Source organism: Cobetia sp. BMC6 (assembly GCF_029991385.1).
GTDB lineage: Bacteria > Pseudomonadota > Gammaproteobacteria > Pseudomonadales > Halomonadaceae > Cobetia.
The window spans coordinates 111075-135552 of sequence record NZ_JAKUMF010000007.1; the positions used below are offsets into that span (position 1 = coordinate 111075).

The window sequence follows — 24478 nt, forward strand, 5'->3', positions numbered from 1 at the left end:
CCAGACCAGGAAGAGAAGAGACGATGAACCTTCAAGGACGATTGACGCGTTGGAACGATGCCAAGGGCTTCGGCTTCATTACCCCGGCGTCGGGTGGCAAGGATGTCTTTGCCCACATCAGTGCATATAAGGGGCGTGGGCGACCCAAGGCCAGCGCGCAGGTGCATTATCAGTTGGGCATGGATGACAACAATCGTCCACGTGCCATTTGCTTTCGCACCCATGGGGCCGGAGCTTCCAGCACTTCAACCGGGGTGGGGCTTGCATGGTTGGTGGCGTTGGCCGTTGCGGTGGTGCTCGGTGCAGGATGGTGGCAGGAGCGTCTGCCATGGATATTGCCTGTAGCGTATCTGGGCATGAGCCTGGTGGCGTACATGGCGTATCGGGTAGATAAATTGGCCGCTGCTGAGAGTGAACAGAGAGTCCGCGAGGATACCCTGCACTTCATGGAGCTTGCGTGTGGCTGGCCGGGCGCGTTGATCGCCCAGCAGAGTCTGCGCCACAAGACGCGCAAGACAAGCTACCAGTTCGTGTTCTGGTGTGTGGTACTGCTCAATATCGCCGCCGTGAGCTGGCTGACGCTCTCGCCGGATGCCGCGTTCCTTCGTGATCTGCTCGGCTTTCCCGTCATGCCAGGCGAGGCCATGATCCGATGGTCATGAGCGGGTGATCGAGCGGCGTTTCGATCACATGACAACGACAAAGGGGGCCTATCAAAGGCCCCCTTTGTCGTTTTTGTTCGATAGCGATATCCATCAGAACGGAGCGTAATCATCCTGTTCAGCGCTCGAGGCGACCCAGCGATCCTCGGCAGGTATCGCCCGACGCTGGGCGCTCTGCGGCGGTATCTGGCCTCGTTCACCATACAGCCACAGCACGAGGTTGGAGCGCTGTCCGCTGGTGATCGGCTGCGGGGCATGCGGCACGTTACCGCGATGCAGCATGGCCGAGCCGGGCGTGAACGAGAAGCGCACCGCATCACCGCTGGCGGCATCGAGAACGTCCAGTTCAGAGCCCTCGAAGGGCTCGTCCGGCAGGTTCATGTTGATGTTGAGCGTCACGGATGAGGCATCGGTATGCGGTCGAATCGAGGCGTCCGTGGTGGGCTGATAGTGGATCGAGAAGCCGAAGGTCTGGCCATCGTAGCCCATGATCTCCGGGAACAGCATGCGGGAGATCGGGCGCATGTAGGTGTCGAGCAGCTGCTGGTAGAACGCCTGGAAATTCGGTGCCGCCAAGTAGCCCTGTGAGCGTTGGTCGAGCATCGCGCCGCGTCGATTGAGCACGATGCCATACGGCGGGCGTAGTGGAATGCCGGCGTCCCATGCCTGCTCCAGCAGGTTGCGCAGGTCAGCGATGCGTTCGGGATCGAAGAGCTGGAACTGATAGACGTCAGTGGCGACTTCGGTCATCAGCGCCTTGACGTCCGTCTCGCGCTCGGGATTCTCCCACGCCTGCTTGACGGCAGTGCGCAGCGCCTCGTCGATCAAGGTACTGTCGAGGATGGCGAGGTCGTCTTGCTCGACGGCTTCCCATTCACGCCAGGCGTCACTCAGCAGCTGACGGTGATCGTCCCAGAATTGCTGGACGGAGGGCGCGCGCCGCAGCATGGCCTCGCGGGAAGGCAATTCGAGCTCGCGGGCCTGTTGTAATCGGGTAGGGTGCAATACAGAGTGGGTCATGGGGTGTCTGCTCCAGAAACTTGCGGTATGAGGGTTGGCGTTTCGGTGATGTTGGGCAATTTATTACGCCGCACCCTGTTGATAAACAGCCCTCTGGAGTAAACACATTCAATATCTCGTTGATGATCTCCACACGACAGCAGGCCTGCACACAATGCGGGCCTGCTGTCGTCTGCCAGAGTAATACGCGGTGTGCTGTCAGCCCATCAAGCCGTCGATCACCCCCAGGCCGTGGAAGGCAATCATGCCGATGAGGCCAGCGAAGATCACGTAGTAGAGCGTCGGCAGGATCGTCTTGCGCAGCGTGACGCCTTCGCGACCCAGGAGGCCGACGGTTGCCGAGGCGGCGACCACGTTGTGGATGGCGATCATGTTGCCGGCAGCCGCGCCGACCGCCTGGAGGGCGACCATCATGGCGCTGGAGATGCCCAGGGCCTGGGCGACGTTGAACTGGAAATCGGCCAGCATCAGATTGGAGACGGTGTTGGAGCCTGCGATGAAGGCCCCGAGGGCACCGACACTCGGCGCGAACAGCGGGTAGATATCGCCCACGCCATCGGCGATGAACTGCGCCATCGCCACCGGCATCGACACCAGATCCGCCTCGTTGACGCCGGAATTGATCAGGATGCGCACCATCGGAATCGTGAACAGCAGCACGAAGCCTGCGCCGAGGATGGTGCGGCTGGATTCGCTGACGGCAGCACTGACATCGCGCATGCGCATGCGGTGCAGCACGATGGTCAGCAGTACCACCACCACTAGAATACCGCCGGGCAGGTACAGGGGCTGCAGACTGCCGGAGATGTCACCCTCCCCGAGAATGCCGCTCCAGCCGAAGCTCCAAGAGGTCAGTGCTTCCTTTATCGGTGCGATGACGCGCGACATCACCAGCAGCACCGCGAGCAGCACGTACGGCAGCCACCCCATGCCGACCGAGAGCGGCTTGCGGCCCTCGACGGGCACAAGTGTCATGTCCAGCTTGCCGATCCACTCCGCGGGCCAGCTGTCAGCGTTCGGGAAGTCCCAGGTCCGGCTGGGCAGCAGGAAGCCCTTGCGCGCCGCCGGTACCACGATGGCGAGCCCCACCATGGCGCCGATCATCGACGGGAACTCCGGCCCCAGCAATATGCCGGCCAGTACGTAAGGCACCACGAAGCAGACGCCGGCAAACAGCGCGAAGGGGGCGACTTCCAATCCTTCACGCCAGGAGCGATTGGCACCGAAGAACCGCACCATCACCGCAACCATGATCAACGGCATGCAGATGCCGATGATGCCGTGAGTGATGGCGACTTCAGACGTCACCAGCTGGAAGTAGGCATCCCAACTCGAGCCATTCGCGGCCAGTGTCTCGCTGATACCGGCCTTGTCGAGGCCACCGGAAACCCCGACCACAATGGGCGTGCCGACGGCGCCGAAGGAGACCGGTGTCGATTGCACCATCATGCCCACCACGACCGCCGCCAGGGCCGGGAAGCCCAGCGCCACCATCAAGGGAGCGGCGACGGCGGCGGGAGTGCCGAAGCCGGAGGCCCCCTCGATGAAGCAGCCGAACAGCCAGGCCACGATGATGGCCTGTACGCGGCGGTCCGGGCTGATGCCGGAGAAGCCGTTGCGTATTGCGGCAATGCCGCCGGAATGTTTGAGGGTGTTGAGCAGCAGCAGGGCGCCGAAGATGATCCACAGGATCGCGACCGTCAGTATCAGCCCCTGCAGGGACGAGGCCAGTACACGAGTGAAGGTCATGTCCCAGGCCAGCAGTGCGATCAATGCAGTGACCACGAAGACGATGGGCATGGCGAGGCGGGCGGCCATGCGAAAGCCGATCAACAGCACCCCGGCGAGCAGCAATGGCACAAAGGCCAATAGTGCCAATAGCGACTGATTCATGTGCAGCACTCTCCCTATGTTGCGTGGCGAACATCGTTTGGAAGTCTTTGTTGCTGGATGGGTGCGTTGTCATGTCGCACCTGACGCTAGCTCAAGGTAAGAGAGTCCATTTGTTTCTGCTACTTGAGGTCATCTGGTATTACCAGTGGCTCAACAAAATTTCCTGGTCATCAAGTCATTGAATCTGTTGATGAGTTTTTTAGTTTTGTCAGTGAAGACCTATGCAGAAAAGCTATCGAAGTTAGACTAATAGTCACTTACGACAACGCCTCGTCAGCATGGCTGGCGAGGCGTTGTCGTGATGTGACATATAGGAAGTCGAGTGTTGCCAGTGCGTGCTTGATCTGGCTCGCTGTCAGCTATCGCTGAGCACGACGGCAAGTTCTGGGCTCGGGCGGCTGGCGTTGACGAAGAAGTCATTCATCGTCAACAGCAGGTACTTCTTCATCATGTTCTGGGCCGGCAGGAAGATGCGATCGCCGAAGTCGAAGTTGCCTGCCTGGTGAGGCACGGAGTCCTGAACGGCGTAATCCTTGCTGTAAAGCAACTGCTCGTTCTTGTCGTAGAGACGATACTGGACATCGAAATCGGCAATGATATCGAAATCCTCGTTGGCGACGCCGAAGGTCAGCAGATTCTTGGTCAGGTTCTGGGCGATCAGGTAATCAAGATAGACAGGGCCACGATTCTCATGGGCCTGGATTTCCACCCGCAGGCGGTAGTCGCTGGCACGCGCATCATGGGTGATGCGCGAAGACGCGGGCAATTGCTCACGCAGCAATTGATCGAAGTGGGTCATCGCCGGTGAACAGATGCGCGACAGCTTGATGTTGCCCAGTGGTTGCATGGCCTGCTGGGCTGCGCCAGAAAACAGGTTGGCCTGTGGTTGGCTGTAATAGACGTCGGAATAGAACACCTTGTGCTGGTAGGCCTGCGCTTCCACTGGCGCGACCTTCGGGACATCGATCTGCGCGCGCGATGCGCAGCCGGCCAGCATCATGAGGGCGGTGCCCGCGACAGCGAGTTTCATCAATGGCTTGGGCATTCGAGTGACGGGCATATGACGAATTCTCGGGCGTGGCGAAGTTGTCGCTAACCGTAACATGCGCATGTCATGAGGCTAAACACGGGCCAGACAACGCCTTTCAACCTTTGTCAACTTTTGTTGAATAATGTTGCATTTGTCTATGTGAAGGCTCGCAAGAGGCGTCAGCTCAGTCGAACCAGCGCTTGAGCACCTTGTCCGCGCGTGCGCGATGTTCCGGCTTGATATGGGCCGCCACGATGGCTACCGCGCCCGCCATCAAGGTGATGTCATCGGTGTAACCCAGCAGGGGGGTGAAGTCCGGCAGGGCATCGATGGGGGAAATGAAGTAGCCCAGCGCGCCGTAGATGGTGGTTCTGGCCCAGACAGGGGTATCGGAATCCTGCGCCGCGAAATACATGCGCAGGGCGGGATTGAGTGCTGTCTGGCCGGCCTTGCGGGCGACCGACGAGACCTTGTGCCAGAAACCTTCCTCGCTGTACTCGGAGGCGTGGGCCGTGAGGGGCTGTGCATCCGGTGCCGGCAATCCGGGTGTCTCGGGTGGAGTGGACGTAATGGTCGTGTCCTTGCTCATTGGGTTTCCTCCGTCAGCTCACGAGGATGGCGATGACGGCCAGCCTCGCGCTTGATCGTATCATGACTCCCTATGACAGATGTCGCCCAGCCACGTTCCCTGCCAGGTGTTCTCCCATGCGGACATGCCATAACGACGCCTCCCCGCCGACAGTCATATGGGCGGGGAGGCGTCGTGGGTCTAGAGGACAATCATGGCCCGATGCCATCAAAGGCCGGCTCAAGCGGGCAGGTCGAACAGCAGCGCATGCAGACCTCGCGCCTCATCGAGAGTGGCCTCGGGTTCATGATCCAGCGTGACGGCATCCCCCGCGGACAGTGGCAGGCTCTGCTGACCCTTGCCCTTCAGTGTCGCCGACCCGTCGATGACGTGCAGATAGTAGCGGCGCTCGCTATCCAGCGGCAGTTCCAGTGCTGCGCGCTGCTCGTCATTCCCTTGCAGGCCGATGCGATACACCCGGGCATCCTGATTGATGGTCAGCATCCCAGGCGCGGCTTGCGCCGGTGGTGCGATCAGCAGGGTGAGACCGTCGCGGGCGACGAAGGGCTGCTGTTGATAGCGCGGCGGCAGCCCCTTGGCCTGTGGCGTGATCCAGATCTGCAGAAAGCGCAGCGGCTCGAGGGACGAGGCGTTGTACTCACTGTGTTCAATGCCCGTCCCGGCACTCATCAGCTGGACTTCGCCCGCCCCCAAGGTGTGCCGTGAGCCCATGCTGTCGCGATGCTCGATGTTGCCTGACAGCACATAGCTGATGATTTCCATGTCGCTGTGCGAGTGCGGATCGAAGCCCGCGCCCGGCGCCACGTGGTCATCGTTGATTACGCGCAATACGGAGACGCCCATGTGAGCCGGGTCGTAGTAGCTGGCGAAGGAGAAGCTGTGGCGGCTTTCCAGCCAGCCAAATCGAGCATGACCGCGTTCTGCCGCTGCTCGTAACGTGAACATGGCAACCTCCTCAGAGTGTCGTGGTGTCTGCCGGTAAGTGAAGCAGGCTTCAGTCTTCGCGCACAGCGTTGCTGCCCGGTTGCAGTATCCGGTCAAGGGACAGCTTGCCGCCGCCGGTGATCGCCAGGCTCGCCGCGATGGTCAGCAGTGCCAGTCCGTATTCGTAGCCGTTGTTGCTCATGAACAGGCCATTGCCGATATGCACGGTCAGGATGGCGACCAGCATGGTGAAGGCCAGCACGGCAGCCGCCGGACGTGTCAGCAGGCCGATCAGGATCGCCAGTCCGCCGAAGAACTCGCCGCTGCCGGACAGCAGCGCCATCAGATAGCCGGGTTCGATACCGATGGAGGCCATCCACTGACCGGTGCCTTCCAGACCGTAGCCGCCGAAGGCGCCGAACAGTTTCTGTGAACCGTGGGCCATGAAGATGATGCCGGTCGGGACACGCAGCACCAGGCTTGCGAGGCTGGAATCGGTGGTCATCAGGCGAGAGAGGGCAGACTTGAACATGTGTGGCTCCATTGATCAGGGGATATGAGGTTTTTCAGATCAGTGTGTTTGATCGATGGAGCTACTATAGAATGCGGCTTATCAAAAAAATAACGGAGGATTCTGGTCTAAATAATCAGAATTTTTGAACCATGGTCTCACCCATCACACTCGACGCCCTGCGCGTGCTGGATGCCATCGAGCGACGCGGCAGTTTCGCCGCGGCCGCCGAGACACTGCATCGCGTGCCCTCGGCGATTTCCTATTCGGTCCAGAAGCTGGAGGAAGAGCTGGGCGTGCCGCTGTTCGATCGCTCGCGTCGCAAGGCTGAGCTGACTGATGCGGGCCACCTGGTGCTGGCGCATGGGCGGCGCATTCTGCTGGCCACCGAGGAGATGACGGCGCTGGCGCGTCAGGCGGGAGCTGGCTGGGAGGTCGAGCTGCGTATCTGCGTCGATACCATTCTTGATCCGGAGGCGCTCTATCCGCTGTTGGAGGAATTCCAGGCCATCCAGCCGCGCACGCGGGTGGTGTTGAGCGAGGAGGTGATGGCGGGTGCCTGGGATGCGCTGCATGACAATCGCTGTGATCTGGTGATCGGCGTGCCCGGCGAGCCACCGGTGTCGGGGCTAGCGTGCCGGCGGTTCGGCGCAATAGAGCCTGTCTTCGTCGTGGCGTCAGATCATCCGCTGACCCGGCTGACGCAGCCGATTGCCATCGAGGCGCTGCAGGAGTATCCCACCGTGATCGTGGCGGACAGTTCGCGCAGCCTGCCCGGCCATTCTTCCGGTTTGCTGGATGGCCGCAGTCAGATCATTGTCAAGACCACGGCGCAGAAGATCGAGGTTCAGCGCAAGGGGCTGGGGGTCGGCTATCTGCCGCGGCATCGAATCCATCGCCAGTTGGAGGAGGGCAGTCTGGTCGTGCTTTCGCTGGAGACGCAGCGCGCGCCGCTCGATCTCTCGCTCGCGTGGCGCAGTGGTCGTCAGGGCAAGGCGCTCAAATGGTTCCTTGAGCGCCTTGCCGCCCCCGGCATGGGCGAGACCTTCGGACTGTTGCCGCGCGAGGCGACGACTGACTTGCGTGGAGACTGACACGAACAGACGCCCTCAGTCCCAGTCGAGCACTACCTTGCCCGACTGACCGGAGCCCATGATCTCGAAGCCCTGCTGGAAGTCTGCGACGCTCAGGCGATGGGTGATGATGGGCGAAAGATCCAGACCTGACTGGATCAGGCTGGCCATCTTGTACCAGGTCTCGAACATCTCGCGGCCATAGATGCCCTTGATGGTCAGCCCCTTGAAGATGACCTTGGTCCAGTCGATGGCCATCTCGCCGGGCGGAATGCCCAGCATGGCGATCTTGCCGCCATGATTGATGACATCGAGCATCTGCTCGACGGCGGAAGGCACGCCGGACATTTCCAGCACCACATCGAAGCCCTCATGCATGTCGAGCTCTGCCATCACCTCCTTCAGGGATTCGCGGCTGACATTGACGGTGCGGGTCGCGCCCATCCGCTCGGCGAGTGCCAGTCGATAGTCATTCACATCGGTGATCACCACGTGGCGAGCCCCGATATGGCGGATGACCGCCGCCGCCATGATGCCGATGGGCCCGGCACCGGTGATCAAGACGTCCTCGCCGACCACATCAAAGGCCAGTGCCGTATGCACGGCATTGCCGAAGGGATCGAAGATGGCTGCCAGGTCATCGCTGATTTCATCCGGCAACTTGAAGAGGTTGTAGGCGGGCAGGGCGAGGTATTCGGCGAAGGCGCCGGGACGGTTGACGCCCACGCCCTCGGTATTGCGGCACAGATGACGACGCCCCGCGCGGCAGTTGCGGCAATGGCCGCAGGTGATGTGTCCTTCGCCCGAGACACGGTCGCCGATCTCATAGCCGCGCACCTCGCTGCCCAGTGCGACGATCTCCCCTGCATACTCATGACCGGTGACCATCGGCACCGGCACGGTCGCCTGCGACCACTCATCCCATTGATAGATGTGCATGTCCGTGCCGCAGATCGCGGTCTTGCGGATCTTGATCAGCACATCGTTGTGGCCGATTTCCGGCACGGCCGTCTCGGTCATCCAGATGCCGGGTTCGGCCTTGAGCTTGGCCAGCGCCTTCATGCATCACCTCCCGTCGTGGAGTCGATCACGCCCATCTCGCGGCCGATGCGCGTGAAGGCGGCAATGGCCGTCTCGATCTGCTCCGGGGTATGCGCCGCCGAGATCTGGGTGCGAATGCGCGCCTGTCCCTTGGGCACCACCGGATAGGAAAAGCCGATCACGTAGATACCGGCCTCCAGCAGGCGATTGGCGAAGTCGCCCGCCAGCCGTGCATCGCCGATCATCACCGGAATGATGGCGTGACCGGCACCCGCGAGGGTGAAGCCGGCCTCCTGCATGCCGCGACGGAAGCGTTCGACGTTCTCCCAAAGCTTCTGGCGCGCCTCGGCGCTGTCCTCGACCTTGTCCAGCGCCTTGAGGGTCGCCGCCACGATGGGCGGCGCCAGCGAATTGGAGAATAGATAAGGGCGCGAGCGCTGGCGCAGCCACTCGACGATGGGCCCGCGTGCGGCCGTCACGCCGCCCGAGGCCCCGCCCAGTGCCTTGCCGAAGGTGGTGGTGATGATGTCGATCTGGTCCATCACGTCATGGTATTCGTGGCTGCCACGCCCGTTGGCCCCTACGAAGCCGGTGGCGTGGGAGTCATCCACCATCACCAACGCATCGTAGCGTCTGGCGAGCTCGCAGATGCCCTTGAGATTGGCGATCACGCCATCCATCGAGAAGACACCGTCGGTGGCAATCAGCTTGAAGCGTGCGCCAGCGGCGTCCGCCTCCTTGAGGCGGGCCTCGAGTTCGCGCATGTCATTGTTGGCATAGCGATAGCGGCTGGCCTTGCACAGGCGCACGCCATCGATGATGGAGGCGTGATTGAGCGCATCGGAAATGATGGCGTCTTCAGGGCCGAAGAGTGTCTCGAACAGGCCACCATTGGCGTCGAAACATGAGGAATAGAGGATGGCATCGTCCATGCCGAGAAAGGCCGCGAGGCGCTTTTCCAACACGCGATGTTGATGGTGAGTACCGCAGATGAAACGCACGGAGGCCATGCCGAAGCCATCACGCTCCAGCGCCTGCTGCGCGGCCGCGATCAGCTCGGGGCTATCGGCCAGGCCCAGATAGTTGTTGGCACAGAAGTTGATCACCTCCGACCCTTGCCCCTCGCGTTCATCACCGCTCGCGACTCTGAGGCTGGCACGCTGGGGCGAGGTGATCTCGCGCTCCTGCTTGTAGAGACCTTCTTCTTGCAGTTCATTGATCTGACGGCTGAGGTGGTCGTGGAAACTGGCTGGCATGCGTCACTCCTGTCTGTCGTTGTCCTGTTCGTTTCCGATGGACGCTGAACGCCTGCGGGAAACGTGATGGCACAGGCTTTCAGCGTAGTCGGGGTCTGTCAGCGGCGTGGTGCGGATCGGGCGCTCAGCTGGCCGGGTGCTCCTTGAGTTCGTTGCCATCCTCGTCCTCAAAGGTCAGCCCCCAGCTGGTAATGGCAGCCAGCAGCATGATGGCCACGAGGAACCAGCCCTGGAAGACAAACGGGAAGACGGCGGTCGGCGAGACGGTGGGCAGCCAATCGTAGGTGCCCTGCATGGACTGGATTGTCGACCAGCCCAACAGCACCGGTGCCCCCCAAGGGAAGATGTAGCCCAGTGCGGAGGTCACGGCGTCCAGCATGTTGGCGCGGCGATAGCGATGGATGCGGTACCGGGTGCCCAGCGCACGCACGAAGGGCGCGGCCGCGATTTCGGCGGCGGTATTGATGGTGATGGCGCTGTTGAGCAGCGCCACGATCCCCCAGATGGCCAGCTCGGCGCGGCGCATGGATTGCTTGATCCAGCGCATCAGCAGGCGCGTGACATGCTCCATGGTGCCGCCGAGGGTCATCAGGTGGGCCGCACCGACGATCAGCAGGATCAGGATGCCCATGTTGACGTAACCTTCGACGCCGCGAACCAATGCGCCAGTCATGACGCCATCGGCCTCGGAATCGAAGGCGATGATCTGTGGCAGGCTGCCGGTGCCGGCGATCAGCATGACAGGAATGGCGAGCAGGATGCCCCAGGTCAGAGAGGTCAGCAGGTGCTGTCCACGCAGTGCCAGTATCAGTACCAGTGCAAAGGGCGCCAGCATGATCAGTCCCGCTGGATCGGCGGCCTCCTGCATCGATTGAACCGCCGCGGGGTCGGTGACTCCGCCTTGCTCGCTGTCGCCGAAGATCACGAACAACGCCAGCGCCGGCAAGGCTGCTGCAATCGAGTACTTGAAACGGCTTTTCACCACGCCGGGGACATCCGCGCCTTGGGTCGTGGCGGAGACGATGGTGGTGTCTGACACCGGGGCCAGGTTATCGCCGAAGATGGCACCGGACAGAATTGCGGCAAACAGCAGGGTGGGATCACCGCCCACCGCGATACCGGCCGGATACATCAGCGTGCAGAAGGCGACCGTGGTGCCGTAACCAGTACCGACAGCGGTCGAGAACACGGCTGCGAGCAGGAAGGTGAGCCCGACGAACCAGCCCCCGGTCATGTCCGAGATGCCGCCCAGCCAGACGAGCCCTTCGACCAGTCCCCCGACCTGCAGAACCTGAGCGAACATCCCGGCATAGAACCAGGCGACGATGGCGACCACCCCGATGGGCTGCGTCAGCCCATCGAACAGCCCGTTGGCATAGTCCTCCCAGCGACTGGTGCAGAAGAACAGACCGAGGGTCAGCCCGAACAGTGCCCCCATGACCAGGCCGATTTCAGAGGACAGCCCCAGCACGCTGGTCGTGATTGCCCAGACGACAAAGAAGATCAACGGGATGGCGGCGCCCCAGGCACCGAAGCGGAATGTCAGCGAAGGGGAGCCAGGCGCTACGTGTGATGCGTCATTGGGCGGGTGAGCAGCGTTCTGCTGCCCAGGACTCTGCTGTGAAGTCGGGGACATGTCATTACCTGTCTACGTCATTGTGATTGTTGGGTGACGACTTGAGGCAGTCGCTGGGCAAGACGATCTTCCGAATGGCAAGGCACTTGCTTCACCTTGCATCGGATTGCACTCGGCACATGCCAGAGCGCAATGGCGATGTCCGCATGGCCTTGTCAGCAATACAAACGCCAGCAAGGCTTGTGGATGTTTGATGTCTTTCCAGCATGAAGCGCTGAAAATCCAGCGTTCTGCCAGTCATTTCAGCCTATCAGTGTGTGCTGATGGACTGTCAATGCGGCGAAGGCGCAAGACGTGTCGTTCGTGGCGGGTAGCGAAAAAAGGTGTCCATCAGACGTGACACGGCCCTGCACCTCATTCGAGGGCAGGGCCGTTGTGTTGGGCAGACGGCATCGCACTAGTGTGCGCTGCGGATCACCTCACGCCATGGCGGTTCAGCGCTGAGCGAGTGTCGCCGGTGCCGGGATTGCCTGGGAGGCCCGATCACGTCGTACGCGGATCACGAAGGCGATCACCAGGGCGAAGATGCCGAAGGCGACGGGGATGGCGGCGACCGAGATCAGGCTCAGGAGGGTCTTGTAGACATCGCCGCCCAGCCAGCTGACCACGACGGCCAGGGCGGCCATGGCGATGATCCAGAAGGCGCGTGAGCGTTTGACGGTCAGCATCTCGCACACCAAGCCCGCGGAGTCGGCGCTGGTGATGAAGAACAGCAGGATGTTGAGCGTCAGTATCAGTGAGAGGATACCGGTGGTGTCGATGGTATCGATCAGCTTGAACACGTCATCGACGCCCAGGCTCAGACTGCCGAGACCGAACACCACGAACCACAGGCATGAGAACAGGGTCGGCACCAGCATCACGCCCAGTACCATGCCACGCAGGGTGCGGCCCTTGGAAATGCGGGCGATGAAGACGCCGGTGAAGATGAACCAGCCATACCAGGCCGCCTCGAAGGCATACAGCCAGTCAGCCAGCCATGTCTTGCGCTCCGGATCGCCCAGGCCGATATCGGTGGCCATTGCGGGGTACTTGAGCAGGTATTCCGGCACCAGACGCACGAAGGTGGAGAGGATGTCGCCGGGGACGGTCAGCACCAGTGCGCCGATCATCAGAATGATGGCGAATAGAGTGTTGTAGTTGCTCAGCCACTTGATGCCGCGCTTGAGGCCCGAGGCGGAGGAGACGATAGCGCACATGGCCAGTACACAGATGATCAGGGTCGGGCTGAACTCGATGCCGACCAGCTTGACCAGCCCCTGCTGGATCGGGGTGGTCGCGTAGGTGAAGGACAGCGACAGGCCGATGACGGTGGAAACGACGAGGCTGACAAGGTTGAGCTTGCTCCACAGGCCGTTGCCCAGCAGTTCTTCGGCGGGCTTGGCCATCTGCATGTTGTACATGGCGTGGGCGAATAGCGCGCCGATGGCCAAGTAGCCCGCCCAGGCGAGCAGGCCCCAGTGATTGAAGGCGTTGAGCAGCGCCATGTCGGTGCTCTGTCCGGCATCGGTATGATACTTGGGCTCCAGCACGCCCCATGTGAGCAGGCCGATACCCATGCCAGTGGCGAACAGCATGCCCATCCAGCTCAGGGTATGGAATTCCGGTTCGCCTTCGCCGAAGCGCAGTTTGCCCAGTGGGGTAAAGCAGACCGCGACCAGCAGCAGCGACACGGCAAAGGCCGGCCAGGTGAAGATGAAGCCGAAGTTGCCGATCACCGAGGTCTTGACGGCGTCCAGGGCCGCGAGAAATCCCGTCGGGAAGAGGGCGGCGGCGCCGATCAGCAGCGTGATGACCGCGACGGTGGCGATCGAGGTCAGGTACTTGCCCTTGGCGGAGTCTGTGTCCCCCAGGCCGCAGACGGAATCCGTGGTGGCCTCGGGCTGGCGGGAGGAGGAAGTGTCGGTCGTCATGAGAGCGCGATTCCTGAAGTTGTTGTTGTCGAACTGGCAAGCTGGCGGCAGCAATAAGTCGTCAAGCGAGGGCAGATAACGATGGCTGACTCCTGTGGGTGGCAAGGACCTCATAAGCCTATCCTGCCCTCTGGTGAATTTTTGTTTATTGACGACCAGTATTTTCCATAACACGACATTATGTGTTTCGTGCAACGCCTGACGTGAAAGACATGGCTCAAGACCCGCCGTTGCCTGCTGGCACGACGGACTCGGGTCGAGTGAGGGGCTTTGAGTGGGCTCAAGGGCCTGTGTGATGCTGTGCAGGTTTCCTGAACCTTTTCAGTGCGTTGCCGGATTCCTGATAGAGCGCCACCACAAGGCCCAGCGTCATTGCCACGATCACGAAGCTCATCGGCAGGGCGGCAGCCATCAGGATGGTCTGCAGCGCCTTGAGTCCGCCTGCCATCAGCAGCGTACCGGCCACCAGCCCGATGCAGATGCCCCAGAAGATACGGTGGTGCGCCAGCGGTTCTTCATCGCCCAACGACAGGATGGTCGTGACCACCAGAGTGCTGGAATCCGAGCTGGTCACGAACCAGCTGATCAGCAGGAAGATCAGCAGTGCCGAGAGAATGATGCCCAGCACGTCGTTGCCTGTCAGGGCATCGGCGGTGGCGAACAGCGCTTCGGGCAGGTTCCAGTTGCGTACCAGCGTCATCAGCTCACCGCTGCCGGCGCCCATGCTGGCCGTCAGCTCCTGATACAGGCCGGTACCGCCGAACAGCGCCTGCCAGATGAAGATGATCAGCGGCGGGGCGATCAGCACGCCCAGGATGAATTCCCGCAGGGTACGGCCCTTGGAGATGCGGGCGATGAACAGTCCGATGAAAGGCGCCCACGCCAGCCACCAGGCCCAGTAGAAGATGGTCCAGCCTTCCTGCCAGCTGCTCTCGCCCGGGGTCTCGGCGACCCACAGCCCCATCGGCACCACATCGCGCAGATAGGCCAGCAACGTCTCGCCGAACAGCGAGATCAGCCAAAGCGTCGGGCCACCGACCAGGAAGCTGCCGACCACGATGATCGACACGCCGATATTGAGCTCCGAGATGTAACGGATGCCGCGCTTGACCCCGGAGACCGCCGAGGCGATGGAGATCGCGCTGATCACGACGATCAATGCCAGCTGGGTGCCGATGCCGGCATCCAGGCCGGTGAGGCGATTGAGGCCCACCGCGATCTGGCTGACGCCCAGGCCCAGCGAGGTGGCGATACCGAACACGCAGCCCAGCACGCCCATGATATCGACGGCATGGCCGATCGGGCCGTAGATGCGATCACCGATCAGCGGATAGAGCGCTGAACGTAGCGCCAGCGGCAGTTTCTTGCGATAGGCGAAGTAGGCCAGTGTCATGCCGACCATGCCGTAGATCGCCCAGCCATGCAGCCCCCAGTGGAAGAAGGCCACCTTGAGCGCCTCGACGGCGCGGGCGTGGTCCATGGCGGTGGCACCGGCCAGATCCGCATGTGGGTTGTTGGGGTAGCCGAAGCCACCGGAGTTGTCGAAATAGAACATCGGCTCCGCGACACCGAAGAACAGCACGCCGATGCCGACTCCTGCCGACAGCAATATCGAGATCCAGGTGAAGCGCGAGAATTCCGGGGCACTATCCTTGGGGCCGAGGCGCAGGTTGCCCCAGGGCGAGCATACCAGTGCCAACGACAGGGCGATCATCGCGACCACCAGCACCAGGTAGTAGGTACCGAAGGTATGTTCGATCCAGCTGCGTGCGGCACCGAAGATGGCGGCCGCCCCATCGGGAGAGAGGCCGGCCCCGACGACGAATGCCAGCAACAGGCCGGCCGAGGTCAGGGTCATGCCCTTGTGCATGCCTTTGAGCGGGCCGCTGGTTTCCACATGGAGATGTGCCGTGAGGGCATTGTTCTGCGAAGGGGGTGGTGCGTGATCACCGAGCGGATCATGGTCTGTCGCTGCCATGAGAAGACTCCTGAATTGTTGTAGTTGTTGTGTGAGCTGTCGTTCTAATTGCTGTTTGAGCTGTCGCTCCTGCTGCGGCCTGAATGCCTTGAAGCCTTGAGAGCGAAAGCGGTACGGGCAAGGCCAGTGGCGAAAGTAGGGGGTGGTGTTCTCGATCAGGCCAATGCCGGGGATGGCCAATCACGAGAGTGCCAAGAGTGTCATGCGTGCCTAGCTGGGCACCTTTGCTGTCAGTGTCCTGTCAGCAACGCAACCGGCTGTCAGGCCGAGGGTTGCGCCTTCCAGACTAGTCAGGTGCGGTGTGTGGGCGTTGAAGAAAGGCGACGGCTATTTGCCGCAACACGACGTCAAGGGCATGCAAAAGATGCCAGAAATGACAATGCCCGCTCAGGTGTTGGCCTGAGCGGGCATTGGTGACTTGATGATGACAAATCACTACCAAAGAGTGTGACTCTTCTGCAGTCCTTAGCCCGCGTTGGTCTGGCTGACCGCTCGCGGCGTGGCTTGCGGGCCGCTCTTGGGCCGACGACGCGACTTGATTGCACTGCGTGATTCATCGACCAGCGCGACCAGCAGGCCAAGCGTCATGGCGAGGATCACGAAGCTGACCGGCAAGGCAGCAGCCATCAGGACCGTCTGCAGCGCCTTGAGCCCGCCTGCCATCAGCAGCACCGCCGCGACGGAGCCGATGCAGACACCCCAGAAGATGCGGTGACGCGGCAGCGGGTCTTCATCGCCCATCGACAGGATGGTGGTGATGACCAGGGTGCTGGAGTCGGAGCTGGTCACGAACCAGCTGATCAGCAGGAAGATCAGCAGTGACGTCAGCACGGTGCTGAGAATGCCATTGCTCACCAGCGCATCTGCGGTGGCGAACAGCGCCTCTGGCAGATTCCAGTCGCGAATCATGCCCATCAGCTGGCCGGTGCCCGGACCCATGGCTGCGTTCAGTTCCTGATGCAGGGCGGTGCCGCCGAACAGGGTCTGCCAGATGAAGATGATCAGCGGCGGGGCAATCAGCACGCCGAGGATGAATTCACGCAGGGTGCGGCCCTTGGAGATACGCGCGATGAACAGACCGATGAACGGAGCCCATGCCAGCCACCAGGCCCAGTAGAAGATGGTCCAGGCATCCTGCCAGTCGCGCTCGACCGGTGTGCTCGCGACCCACAGGCCCATGGGGATGACGTCACGCACGTAGGAAACGACCGTCTCGCCGAACATGCTGATCAGCCACAGGGTCGGGCCACCGATCAGAAAGCTGCCGACCACGATGACGGACACGCCGACATTCAGCTCGGAAATGATGCGGATACCCCGCTTGACGCCGGAGACCGCCGAGACGATGGAGATGACGCTGATGATCGCGATCAATACGACCTGGGTGCCGATACCCGAGTCGATACCGGTCAGGCGGTTGAGGCCGACGGCGATCTGACTGACGCCCAGCCCCAGCGAGGTGGCGATACCGAACACGCAGCCCAGCACGCCCATGATGTCGACGGCATGGCCGATGGGGCCGTAGATGCGCTCACCGATCAGCGGATAGAGCGCGGAGCGCAGTGCCAGCGGCAGATTGCGGCGATAGGCAAAGTAGGCCAGCGTCATGCCGACGATGACATAGACCGCCCAGCCGTGCAGCCCCCAGTGGAAGAAGGCTTGCTTGAGCGCGTCGACGGCGCGGGCGTGATCCATCGCCATATGGCCGGCGAGGTCAGCGTGCGGGTTGTTGGGATAGCCGAAGCCGCCGGAATTGTCGAAGTAGAGCATCGGCTCGGCGACGCCGAAGAACAGGATGCCGATCCCGACGCCTGCCGAGAGCAGCATCGAGACCCAGGTGAAGCGCGAGAATTCGGGGCGGCTATCCGGCGCGCCCAGGCGCAGCTTGCCCCAGGGGGAGAAGACGAGGGCAATGCACAGGCCGATCAGACCGACGATGGTCACCAGGTAATAGGTGCCGAAGGTGGATTCGATCCAGGCGCGCGCGGCGCCGAACAGGCTGGAGGACAGTTCGGGAGCCAGGCCGGTGGCGAGAACGAAAAGCAGCAGCAGGCCGGCGGAGGTCAGGGTCATGCCCTTGTGCATGCCCTTGAGCGGGCCGGAGGTCTCGACGCGCAGGCTCAGGTCCGGTGAATGGTAGCGCTGAGAACCGACGATTGCCGAGGCGCTGCCGCCAGAGGTGGTGTTGTTGGAGGTGGCGTTTTTGTTACTGGCGTTTTTGGTACTGGCAATGTCAGGTGAGGCGGGATCAGGCTGAGGTGGGGTCACGCAATATCTCCTGTTCGAGCTGGTCGTAGGGCCAGCGTTCCCTGTCGCGGTCACGGCGGAATGACCGTTCATCTGTTGCGAAAAATTGTTGTCGATAAGGCAACGAGATGAAGACGTGAATGATTGTCGAGAGGCGGCGAAAGACGCTAACTCCTTCAAAGCATTACAATATATTATGTATGGAAATGATTTTGATGGCTACAGCTTCTGGAAAATTGGCTGTGTCGCGAGAGCGCGTTCGCCAGCGAGCCCATTTGGTCACGCCGACGCATTGGCAGGGTCTATCGCGCAGGAGCGTTGCAGCTGTCTGAGAGACAGAAATTATGCAATGATATTCTTGATGTGATACGACTCTTTATTGCCCGAAAGCGACAATGTTGGCCGTCTGATGGGCGCTTTCGGGATATCATTCCGGCGGTGCAGGGGCGTGAGCCGAGCCTGCACCTCAGGGGCTTGCCCTCAGGATGTCATTGACGCTGCTTGCGCTCAGTCGCCGGGCAGGGCGGATTCACCTTCTCACTCTCTGGAGCCACTGCACGATGCGACTCGATTACATCGGCCCACTACCGGAAACCATCGGGTTTCTCTTGCTGCCACGCTTCTCGATGATGGCGTTCTTCGCGGCCGTGGAGCCTCTTCGCATCGCCAATCGCATCAGTGGCAAGCCGCTGTTTCGCTGGCTGCTCATCAGTGAGGATGGCCAGCCGGTCACGTCTTCCAGTGGCATGACGCTGGTCGCCGACCACAGCATTCTCGACATTCGCTCTCTGCCTTCGCTGGCGGTGTGCAGCGGTTTCGAGCCCGAGGCGCACCTCAATCGTGCCCTGACGGGCTGGCTGCATCGTCTCGATGGTGGAGGCTGTGTGCTGGGCGGCCTGGATACCGGGTGTTTTCTGCTGGCGGCGGCAGGACTGCTCGATGGCGAGCGCGTCACGCTGCACTGGGAAAGCCTGCCGGCGTTTCGTGAGCGCTTCCCGACCATCAGTACCTCGGATGAGCTGTTCGAGCTGGGCGCGCGGCGCTTTTCCTGTGCCGGTGGGGCAGCCGCGATGGACATGGCGCTGGATGTGATTGCCCGCCGGCACGGCACGGCGCTGGCGGTGGATGTCTCTGAGCAGCTGGTACACGACCGCATGCGCACGCGGACGGACCAGCAGCGCATGACGTTGGCGCGCCGCCTGGGCACCCACAAGCGCCAGTTGGTCGATGCGGTCGCCCTGATGGAGCAGAACCTGGACACCCCCTTGTCGTTGGAGGAGCTGGCCAAGCGCTGTCGCGTCTCGCTGCGCCAGTTGCAGCGCCTGTTCGAGCAGGAGCTGTCGACCTCGCCGCGAGCCTGGTACCTGCGGCTGCGCCTGGAGCGGGCGCGGCATCTGCTCAAGGAAACCGACCTCGATATTCTCTCGGTCGGACTGTCGAGCGGCTTTACCTCCAGCTCCAGCTTCTCGCGAGCCTACCGCAACCACTTCGGGCACTCTCCTCGCCAGACGCGCTGAGGCCTGGCTGGTCGCCATCGGCGTGATGACGCTGACGTTAATCGTGATGCAGTGGTGAGGCGGGCCTCTTGCATTATCAGGCTGCTCGCCTCCATTACATGAAGATGCTCTCAGCAAGCCCCAAGGAATGGAGCGCGCATGCAGTTCGTGAAATATGCCCGGCAGTTGGCGCGAAACCCGCTGGGGATCATCGCGTTGTTCATCTCGTTGATCTATGGCTTCGCGAGTCTGTTGCTGAATTCGGCGGCCGAGATGCTGACGGTGGCGGAGCGTTGGCCGCTGATCGGTTTCATCGTGGTGTTTCCGCTGCTGGTGCTGGCGGTGTTCTATCGACTCGTGACGCATCATCACGGCAAGTTGTATGCGCCGGGGGATTACGACAAGGACCGCTCCTTCATGCGCACGCTATCGCCAGCTGAGCAGGAGCAGCGTCTGACTCGCGAGGTGCAGGCGTCGCTGGGGGAGAGTGATTGGCAGCAGGGCGGAGTAGACGCCGAGGCTCAGGTATCAGCCGCAGATGAGGATAGCGGTCAGGCCGTCGACGATGCCGATGTTGCGCAGCTGTTGAGCCCTCAGGGCGGCACCGACGAGAAGGCGCCGTTATCGCGTGCCGAGCATCTGGATCATCATCGCCAGCAGGTGACCCGGCTGAAGGATGCGGTGCTGCGTCAGATGCAGGAGTCCTCCACGGCGGGTGGTGGCGGTAGTACGAGCGGCGCGATGACGCGGCATGTGCGTGTCGGCGAGACCGATGCCTGCTTTGATGCACTGCTCGAGGGGGATGGTGCTCCCTTCACGTTCATTGAAGTGAAGGTGCTCAAGCACTACGCCAGAGCGCAGACGGTGCTGCAAAGTCTGCTCTACGAAGCGCTGTTGGTGGACCGCATCCTGGAGGCCAATTTCAGATTGATCGTCGTGGTCGTGCTGACGGATGATTCGTCTCAGGGCATGACGCGGGAGCGGCTGGAGCAAGAGTGGCATCAGCGCATCCGTCAGTGCCCGGTCGCCATCGAGCTGCGCTTCATGTCAGCGGCCAGTCTGAGAACGGAAGCGACGACTTGAGGCTCGAACGTTGCCGCCTGTCACGCAAACGCCCAGTCACGGTGCTCTCGGCTGGGCGTTTGCGTAGCTGGGTATCCATATGTGCGCGGGAAGTCTGCGTCAGTCCAGGTCGCACAGGCGTCGATCGAGGGCTTCACAGAAGGCCCGCCAGGCGTGCTGCATCTCGGGGAGCGCGTGATGCGCATGTAGTGCGGCATGCACCATGCCGCGTGCGCAGCGATAACCGACATCGGCACCGCGCCAGCGCCAGACATCCAACGCTGCTTCCAGCGGTTGGGTCAGCGGATCATGCTCGGCGGCCAGCACTTCGATCTGGCGTGCCGGCGGCTGCTGGGAATGGGCCGGCGAGGGCGAGTAGCTGGCAGAGCGGTCGCCTTCGGCGACGGTCAGCCACATGCTGACCACTTCCTCACGGCCAAGCAGCGGGGCGTCCGAGCCAAGCGCGAACTCATTTTCTTTAGCCAGCACGAAGACCGGGTCCATCGGCGGGTAGATCAGCCCCAGCACATAGCGTGTGGGCTTCTCGGGGGGCGGATTCTCCTGATGGTGGGCCTTCTCCATTTCCGCGCCGTGGGTGCCGAGGCTTTGCATGCGCGTGCCCTGCAGGCCGATGTTGGGCATCTCGGTATCGAGTCGGCGCGCCACATCCATCGCCAGTCGAGCGCCGGCGCTGTCACCGACGATGGCCACCGGTTCGACAGTGGCGGAGAGGTGCTCGATGGTCGCCAGACAATCCGCCAGTGCGTCACGATAGCTGGCTTCTGGCAGCAGGCGATAATCGACACTGACCACTTCACGCCCCAGCTGGGCGGCCAGACTGGAGGCGATGCCCTGATGGCTCTCCGGCGAGCCTATCTGCCAGGCCCCGCCGTGCAGAAACACTACCGGTGCCGGCAGGTTGCCATCCGCCTTGCGTGCCACCTCCGGGATGAAGTGGCGCAGGCGCAGCGGCGTCGCGCGGCCGGCGACCTCGACATGATTTTCATGAGACGTGATGCCCTCCGCGAGTGGCGCACCAAGTTGCTGGCACAGTTGTTCATAGCGCTTGCGGGCGTCTGCCAGCGGCATCTCTACCATTTCATCCATGCCACGTGCGAAGTCATTGATGAAGGTACGACAGGTGATGGGGGAAGGCGTCATGGTCATGAATCGGCTCTCGGCGGGTGTCCCAAGACAATAACACCCCGCCAGAAGACTGGCAGGGTGCGGGTTTCGACGCTGAATCAGCGACTTGTTATCCGAATCGGACACCGATTGTCACATGTCTCAGGCCGTCTTGCGGCGGATGGCGATACGACGACCGGCCGCCTTGGGCCAGTCATCGCTGTCTGCCGACTGGGGCAGGGCGGCAATGCGCTCCGCGACCGCTTCTGGGCAGGGGGTGGGACGACCGCCACTGATGCTCATCGCCATCAACATCTGCTCGCTGGTGGCGATCTCGCCGCCATCGGCATCGGTCAGGGTGAACAGCACGTGCTGGCGCTTGGCGTCATGGTCCAGCAGCAGCACCTTGACCTTGAGCATCTGGCCCTCGTGCGCTTCCGCCAGATAGCACAGGTGCGTCTCCAGGGTGTAGATGGTCAGATCGTGCTCCTTGCGACCTTCCTCCCCCAGGCCCACGTGCTCCATCAGCGCCTCGACCGCCATCGAGAAGGCGCGCGCGTACTCGGCATCGTTCATGTGGCCGTTATAGTCGACCCACTCATGCGGCACCGTGATCTCGAGCAGGTCCATCAGATACGCCCCTCGAGGCCTTCGGCTTCCGGCCAGTACTTGCGGGTCAGGCTCAAGAGCTCGACCAGGAAGTCATCGCGGCGGCGGTCCAGCTCGGCGACCGGGCGGCCTGCTGCCTGGTATTCGCAGCCTTCCACGACCTTGTCGATCAGCTCGTCGGTCAGTTCCGGTGCTTCGAGTTTGGTCCACGGCAGTTTCAGGGCCGGGCCGAACTGTTCGAGCATGTGACGCATGCCCTGCTCGCCACCCGCGAGGTGGAAGGTCAGGAAGGTGCCCATCAGCGACCAGCGCAGACCACAGCCATAGACGACAGCCGCGTCGATCTCTTCGGTGGTGGCGACGCCGTCGTTGACCAGGTGCAGGGCCTCCCGCCACAGCGCTTCCATCAGGCGGTCAGCGATGTGACCTTCGATCTCGCGACGCACGATCAGCGGACGCATCGCCAGCTGCTGGTAGTCATCGCGAGCGCCTTCCAGCAGTGACGGTGAGGTGTGCTCGCCACCGACCAGCTCGACCAGCGGCAGCAGATAGACCGGGTTGAAGGGGTGAGCGACGATGACGCGGCCCGGTGCCTTCTTGCAGTCCTGCTGCAGATCGGTCGGCTTGAAGCCGGAGGTGGAAGAGCCGATCACGACGTGCTCTTCGGCAGCGGCATCAATGGCGCTGAGGATTTCCTGCTTGAGCGGCAGGCGCTCCGGCACGTTCTCCTGGATCAGATCGGCGCCGATCACGGCTTCCTCGAGGGTCGCGGCGAAGCGCAGACGCTCGACGGAGGCACCCTCTGCCAGGCCATCCTTTTCCAGTGCATGCCAGGCATTCGCGACGAAGGCGCGAGTACGGGCTTCGGCGTCCGGCGCCGGGTCAAAGGCGACCACATCCCAGCCATTGGCCAGCGCACGAGAGATCCAGCCATTGCCGATGACACCGGTTCCTACGACAGACAACTGGCTCATGCGACACCTCCAGCGGTTTCGAGTGCGGCGATATCGCCAGCGGTCTTGCCGGTGGACGGATCACGCAGCTTGAGGAATTCACGCGTCTCGGCCGGGGTCATCACGCTGGAACCCAGGTTCTCGATGATGCCGGAGGACTTCTCGACCAGCTGCGCGTTGGTCGCCATCACACCCTTGGACAGATAGAGGTTGTCTTCGAGACCGACGCGAGCGTGACCGCCCAGCAGCACGGCCTGTGCGACCATCGGCATCTGCATGCGGCCGATGCCGAAGGCAGCCCAGTTGGAGTTGGTCGGCAGCTTGTTCTTCATGGTCAGCATGGTTTCGGTGTCGGCTTCCGCGCCCCACGGGATGCCAAGGCACAGCTGGAAGAGCAGGTCGTCGTCGAGCAGACCTTCCTGCTGCAGCTGACGGGCGAACCAGACGTGGCCCAGATCGAAGCACTCGAGCTCCGGCTTGACGCCAGCGGCCTGCACCAGACGAGCGTGCTCGCGCAGCCAGTCAGCGGTGTTGATGTAGACCATGTCGCCGAAGTTCAGGCTGCCGCAGTCCAGGGTGCACAGTTCCGGCAGCAGTTCCTGGATCGGCGCGTGACGCTCGGCCGGGGTCTGGATGTCGGTGCCCGGGCCACCGCGAGTCGGGTCGTTGACGTCCGGAATCCAGTCGCCGCCGCCACCTGCAGTGATGTTCATGACGATGTCGGTGTCGGCGGAACGCACACGGTCCATGACTTCACGGAAGTGCTCGGTGGAGTGGCTGATGCCGCCGGTCTCCGGATCACGCACGTGAATGTGAGCCACGCTGGCACCGGCCTTGGCGGCCGCGATGCAGTCATCGGCGATCTGCTTCGGCGTCACCGGAACATTCGGGTTCTTGCTGGCGGTATCACCCGCGCCAGTGATGGCGCATGTCAGGATAGTCTTGCGATTCATCGTCGGGCCTCACGTGTCAGAACACTTGTCTGCGGTAAGTCGCAGCGGCCATGTCACCAGACGTCAACCTGCACGTCCCGGTCGCATCGCCTCTGCGCCTTTGTTGAACACAGTGTCGTGAAGTTGAGGGCAGTGAGATGATCGGAAGACGCCGGATACTTTGCGTTTTACGTCAACTTTGCTCAGGCCGGGCGCCAACCCGCCCTGATGGACGCGAATGCATCGGTTAGACGCCTAGCGCCTGAGCCTATCGGGCTGCGTCTTGAGGGAGGTACAGCTAGAGGGCGCATCTAAGCCGACGACACTCGCCTGGGCCATTTCCATCATTATCCTGTTGCTGCTCAACGCCATCATCGGTTGAGCCAGTTAGCGCAGTCAGCTGTATCTAGAACACCGGGCCTCATCGAGGCCCGGTGTTTTCGTTGGATTTTCGTCCATCAGCGGGGTATCAACACGGACCTGAGGCGTTTGTCATTTCCGTCAGCGTGCTTTCAACATCGGCGCATG

20 protein-coding genes are annotated in these 24478 nt (G+C 62.1%); 4 read left to right on the top strand and 16 right to left on the bottom strand.

The genetic code is table 11. The features are described from left to right. Positions 1-23 precede the first annotated feature (23 nt). Complete coding sequence (locus tag MKZ40_RS13345) at positions 24-662, top strand: cold shock and DUF1294 domain-containing protein (protein ID WP_175090387.1); 639 nt, start codon at positions 24-26, stop codon at positions 660-662. 93 nt (positions 663-755) lie between these two features. Here MKZ40_RS13345 and MKZ40_RS13350 read toward each other — a convergent pair whose 3' ends face one another. From MKZ40_RS13350 to MKZ40_RS13375, 6 genes are all read right to left on the bottom strand, one after another. After that, positions 756-1682: a 2OG-Fe(II) oxygenase gene (locus MKZ40_RS13350; RefSeq protein ID WP_217485933.1), complete on the bottom strand. Its 927-nt coding sequence runs from the start codon at positions 1680-1682 to the stop codon at positions 756-758. A 198-nt stretch (positions 1683-1880) separates the two neighbouring features. After that, positions 1881-3575, bottom strand: coding sequence for an L-lactate permease (locus MKZ40_RS13355; protein WP_175090386.1), 1695 nt, complete (start codon positions 3573-3575; stop codon positions 1881-1883). 355 nt (positions 3576-3930) lie between these two features. Beyond that, entirely contained in the window at positions 3931-4605 is a 675-nt protein-coding gene (locus tag MKZ40_RS13360; RefSeq protein ID WP_217485932.1) for a hypothetical protein, read from the bottom strand. Between the two features lie 184 nt (positions 4606-4789). Next, positions 4790-5194 (bottom strand): YkvA family protein, encoded by a 405-nt coding sequence (locus MKZ40_RS13365; protein ID WP_175090384.1) that lies wholly within the window; start codon positions 5192-5194, stop codon positions 4790-4792. A 219-nt stretch (positions 5195-5413) separates the two neighbouring features. Beyond that, on the bottom strand, positions 5414-6139 hold the full coding sequence (locus MKZ40_RS13370) for a pirin family protein (protein WP_175090383.1): 726 nt from the start codon (positions 6137-6139) through the stop codon (positions 5414-5416). 49 nt (positions 6140-6188) lie between these two features. Beyond that, positions 6189-6650 carry a DoxX family protein gene (locus tag MKZ40_RS13375; RefSeq protein ID WP_175090382.1) on the bottom strand — a complete coding sequence of 154 codons (462 nt, stop codon included), beginning with the start codon at positions 6648-6650 and terminating at the stop codon, positions 6189-6191. 131 nt (positions 6651-6781) lie between these two features. On the opposite strand from MKZ40_RS13375, the gene MKZ40_RS13380 reads away from it, so the two are divergent. After that, positions 6782-7723 carry a LysR substrate-binding domain-containing protein gene (locus MKZ40_RS13380; protein ID WP_175090381.1) on the top strand — a complete coding sequence of 314 codons (942 nt, stop codon included), beginning with the start codon at positions 6782-6784 and terminating at the stop codon, positions 7721-7723. A gap of 15 nt (positions 7724-7738) precedes the next feature. Here MKZ40_RS13380 and tdh read toward each other — a convergent pair whose 3' ends face one another. From tdh to MKZ40_RS13410, 6 genes are all read right to left on the bottom strand, one after another. Beyond that, complete coding sequence (gene tdh / locus MKZ40_RS13385) at positions 7739-8764, bottom strand: L-threonine 3-dehydrogenase (RefSeq protein WP_175090380.1); 1026 nt, start codon at positions 8762-8764, stop codon at positions 7739-7741. After that, positions 8761-9999, bottom strand: a complete 1239-nt coding sequence (locus MKZ40_RS13390; protein ID WP_175090379.1) for a glycine C-acetyltransferase — start codon at positions 9997-9999, stop codon at positions 8761-8763. Before MKZ40_RS13390 ends, tdh begins: the two co-directional genes overlap by 4 nt. A gap of 124 nt (positions 10000-10123) precedes the next feature. Then, positions 10124-11635 carry a Na+/H+ antiporter NhaC family protein gene (locus MKZ40_RS13395; protein WP_175090378.1) on the bottom strand — a complete coding sequence of 504 codons (1512 nt, stop codon included), beginning with the start codon at positions 11633-11635 and terminating at the stop codon, positions 10124-10126. Between the two features lie 434 nt (positions 11636-12069). After that, on the bottom strand, positions 12070-13548 hold the full coding sequence (locus MKZ40_RS13400) for a BCCT family transporter (RefSeq protein ID WP_175090377.1): 1479 nt from the start codon (positions 13546-13548) through the stop codon (positions 12070-12072). 280 nt (positions 13549-13828) lie between these two features. Further along, positions 13829-15526, bottom strand: a complete 1698-nt coding sequence (locus MKZ40_RS13405; protein WP_175090376.1) for a BCCT family transporter — start codon at positions 15524-15526, stop codon at positions 13829-13831. Between the two features lie 465 nt (positions 15527-15991). Next, positions 15992-17794 (bottom strand): BCCT family transporter, encoded by a 1803-nt coding sequence (locus tag MKZ40_RS13410; protein ID WP_282627926.1) that lies wholly within the window; start codon positions 17792-17794, stop codon positions 15992-15994. Positions 17795-18333: 539 nt separating this feature from the next. Between MKZ40_RS13410 and MKZ40_RS13415 the strand changes: the two genes are divergently transcribed. After that, the gene (locus tag MKZ40_RS13415; RefSeq protein WP_054557162.1) at positions 18334-19290 is read left to right on the top strand and encodes a GlxA family transcriptional regulator; all 957 of its coding nucleotides are present in this window, start codon (positions 18334-18336) and stop codon (positions 19288-19290) included. 138 nt (positions 19291-19428) lie between these two features. Further along, positions 19429-20352: a hypothetical protein gene (locus MKZ40_RS13420; protein ID WP_175090375.1), complete on the top strand. Its 924-nt coding sequence runs from the start codon at positions 19429-19431 to the stop codon at positions 20350-20352. Between the two features lie 99 nt (positions 20353-20451). Here the strand turns inward: MKZ40_RS13420 and MKZ40_RS13425 are convergent, their stop codons facing one another. The 4 genes from MKZ40_RS13425 to MKZ40_RS13440 all read right to left on the bottom strand — a co-directional run bounded on the left by MKZ40_RS13425 (position 20452) and on the right by MKZ40_RS13440 (position 23971). Beyond that, complete coding sequence (locus MKZ40_RS13425; protein ID WP_254627175.1) at positions 20452-21498, bottom strand: alpha/beta hydrolase; 1047 nt, start codon at positions 21496-21498, stop codon at positions 20452-20454. 120 nt (positions 21499-21618) lie between these two features. Continuing rightward, a complete protein-coding gene (locus MKZ40_RS13430; RefSeq protein ID WP_175090374.1) occupies positions 21619-22086 on the bottom strand; it encodes a thioesterase family protein in 468 nt (155 codons plus the stop codon). Then, the gene (locus tag MKZ40_RS13435; RefSeq protein WP_175090373.1) at positions 22086-23039 is read right to left on the bottom strand and encodes an L-carnitine dehydrogenase; all 954 of its coding nucleotides are present in this window, start codon (positions 23037-23039) and stop codon (positions 22086-22088) included. Before MKZ40_RS13435 ends, MKZ40_RS13430 begins: the two co-directional genes overlap by 1 nt. Further along, complete coding sequence (locus MKZ40_RS13440) at positions 23036-23971, bottom strand: 3-keto-5-aminohexanoate cleavage protein (protein ID WP_131432243.1); 936 nt, start codon at positions 23969-23971, stop codon at positions 23036-23038. Before MKZ40_RS13440 ends, MKZ40_RS13435 begins: the two co-directional genes overlap by 4 nt. Between the last annotated feature and the right edge of the window lie 507 nt (positions 23972-24478).

Excerpts from the sequence above, each read along its gene's own strand:
- MKZ40_RS13350 (WP_217485933.1), bottom strand. The coding sequence starts at position 1,682 with ATGACCCACTCTGTATTGCACCCTACCCGATTACAACAGGCCCGCGAG.
- MKZ40_RS13395 (WP_175090378.1), bottom strand. The coding sequence starts at position 11,635 with ATGTCCCCGACTTCACAGCAGAGTCCTGGGCAGCAGAACGCTGCTCAC.
- MKZ40_RS13390 (WP_175090379.1), bottom strand. The coding sequence starts at position 9,999 with ATGCCAGCCAGTTTCCACGACCACCTCAGCCGTCAGATCAATGAACTG.
- MKZ40_RS13360 (WP_217485932.1), bottom strand. The coding sequence starts at position 4,605 with ATGAAACTCGCTGTCGCGGGCACCGCCCTCATGATGCTGGCCGGCTGC.
- MKZ40_RS13375 (WP_175090382.1), bottom strand. The coding sequence starts at position 6,650 with ATGTTCAAGTCTGCCCTCTCTCGCCTGATGACCACCGATTCCAGCCTC.
- MKZ40_RS13345 (WP_175090387.1), top strand. The coding sequence starts at position 24 with ATGAACCTTCAAGGACGATTGACGCGTTGGAACGATGCCAAGGGCTTC.
- MKZ40_RS13435 (WP_175090373.1), bottom strand. The coding sequence starts at position 23,039 with ATGAGCCAGTTGTCTGTCGTAGGAACCGGTGTCATCGGCAATGGCTGG.
- MKZ40_RS13415 (WP_054557162.1), top strand. The coding sequence starts at position 18,334 with ATGCGACTCGATTACATCGGCCCACTACCGGAAACCATCGGGTTTCTC.
- MKZ40_RS13425 (WP_254627175.1), bottom strand. The coding sequence starts at position 21,498 with ATGACCATGACGCCTTCCCCCATCACCTGTCGTACCTTCATCAATGAC.
- MKZ40_RS13400 (WP_175090377.1), bottom strand. The coding sequence starts at position 13,548 with ATGACGACCGACACTTCCTCCTCCCGCCAGCCCGAGGCCACCACGGAT.
- MKZ40_RS13370 (WP_175090383.1), bottom strand. The coding sequence starts at position 6,139 with ATGTTCACGTTACGAGCAGCGGCAGAACGCGGTCATGCTCGATTTGGC.
- MKZ40_RS13365 (WP_175090384.1), bottom strand. The coding sequence starts at position 5,194 with ATGAGCAAGGACACGACCATTACGTCCACTCCACCCGAGACACCCGGA.
- tdh (WP_175090380.1), bottom strand. The coding sequence starts at position 8,764 with ATGAAGGCGCTGGCCAAGCTCAAGGCCGAACCCGGCATCTGGATGACC.
- MKZ40_RS13420 (WP_175090375.1), top strand. The coding sequence starts at position 19,429 with ATGCAGTTCGTGAAATATGCCCGGCAGTTGGCGCGAAACCCGCTGGGG.
- MKZ40_RS13380 (WP_175090381.1), top strand. The coding sequence starts at position 6,782 with ATGGTCTCACCCATCACACTCGACGCCCTGCGCGTGCTGGATGCCATC.
- MKZ40_RS13355 (WP_175090386.1), bottom strand. The coding sequence starts at position 3,575 with ATGAATCAGTCGCTATTGGCACTATTGGCCTTTGTGCCATTGCTGCTC.
- MKZ40_RS13405 (WP_175090376.1), bottom strand. The coding sequence starts at position 15,526 with ATGGCAGCGACAGACCATGATCCGCTCGGTGATCACGCACCACCCCCT.
- MKZ40_RS13440 (WP_131432243.1), bottom strand. The coding sequence starts at position 23,971 with ATGAATCGCAAGACTATCCTGACATGCGCCATCACTGGCGCGGGTGAT.
- MKZ40_RS13430 (WP_175090374.1), bottom strand. The coding sequence starts at position 22,086 with ATGGACCTGCTCGAGATCACGGTGCCGCATGAGTGGGTCGACTATAAC.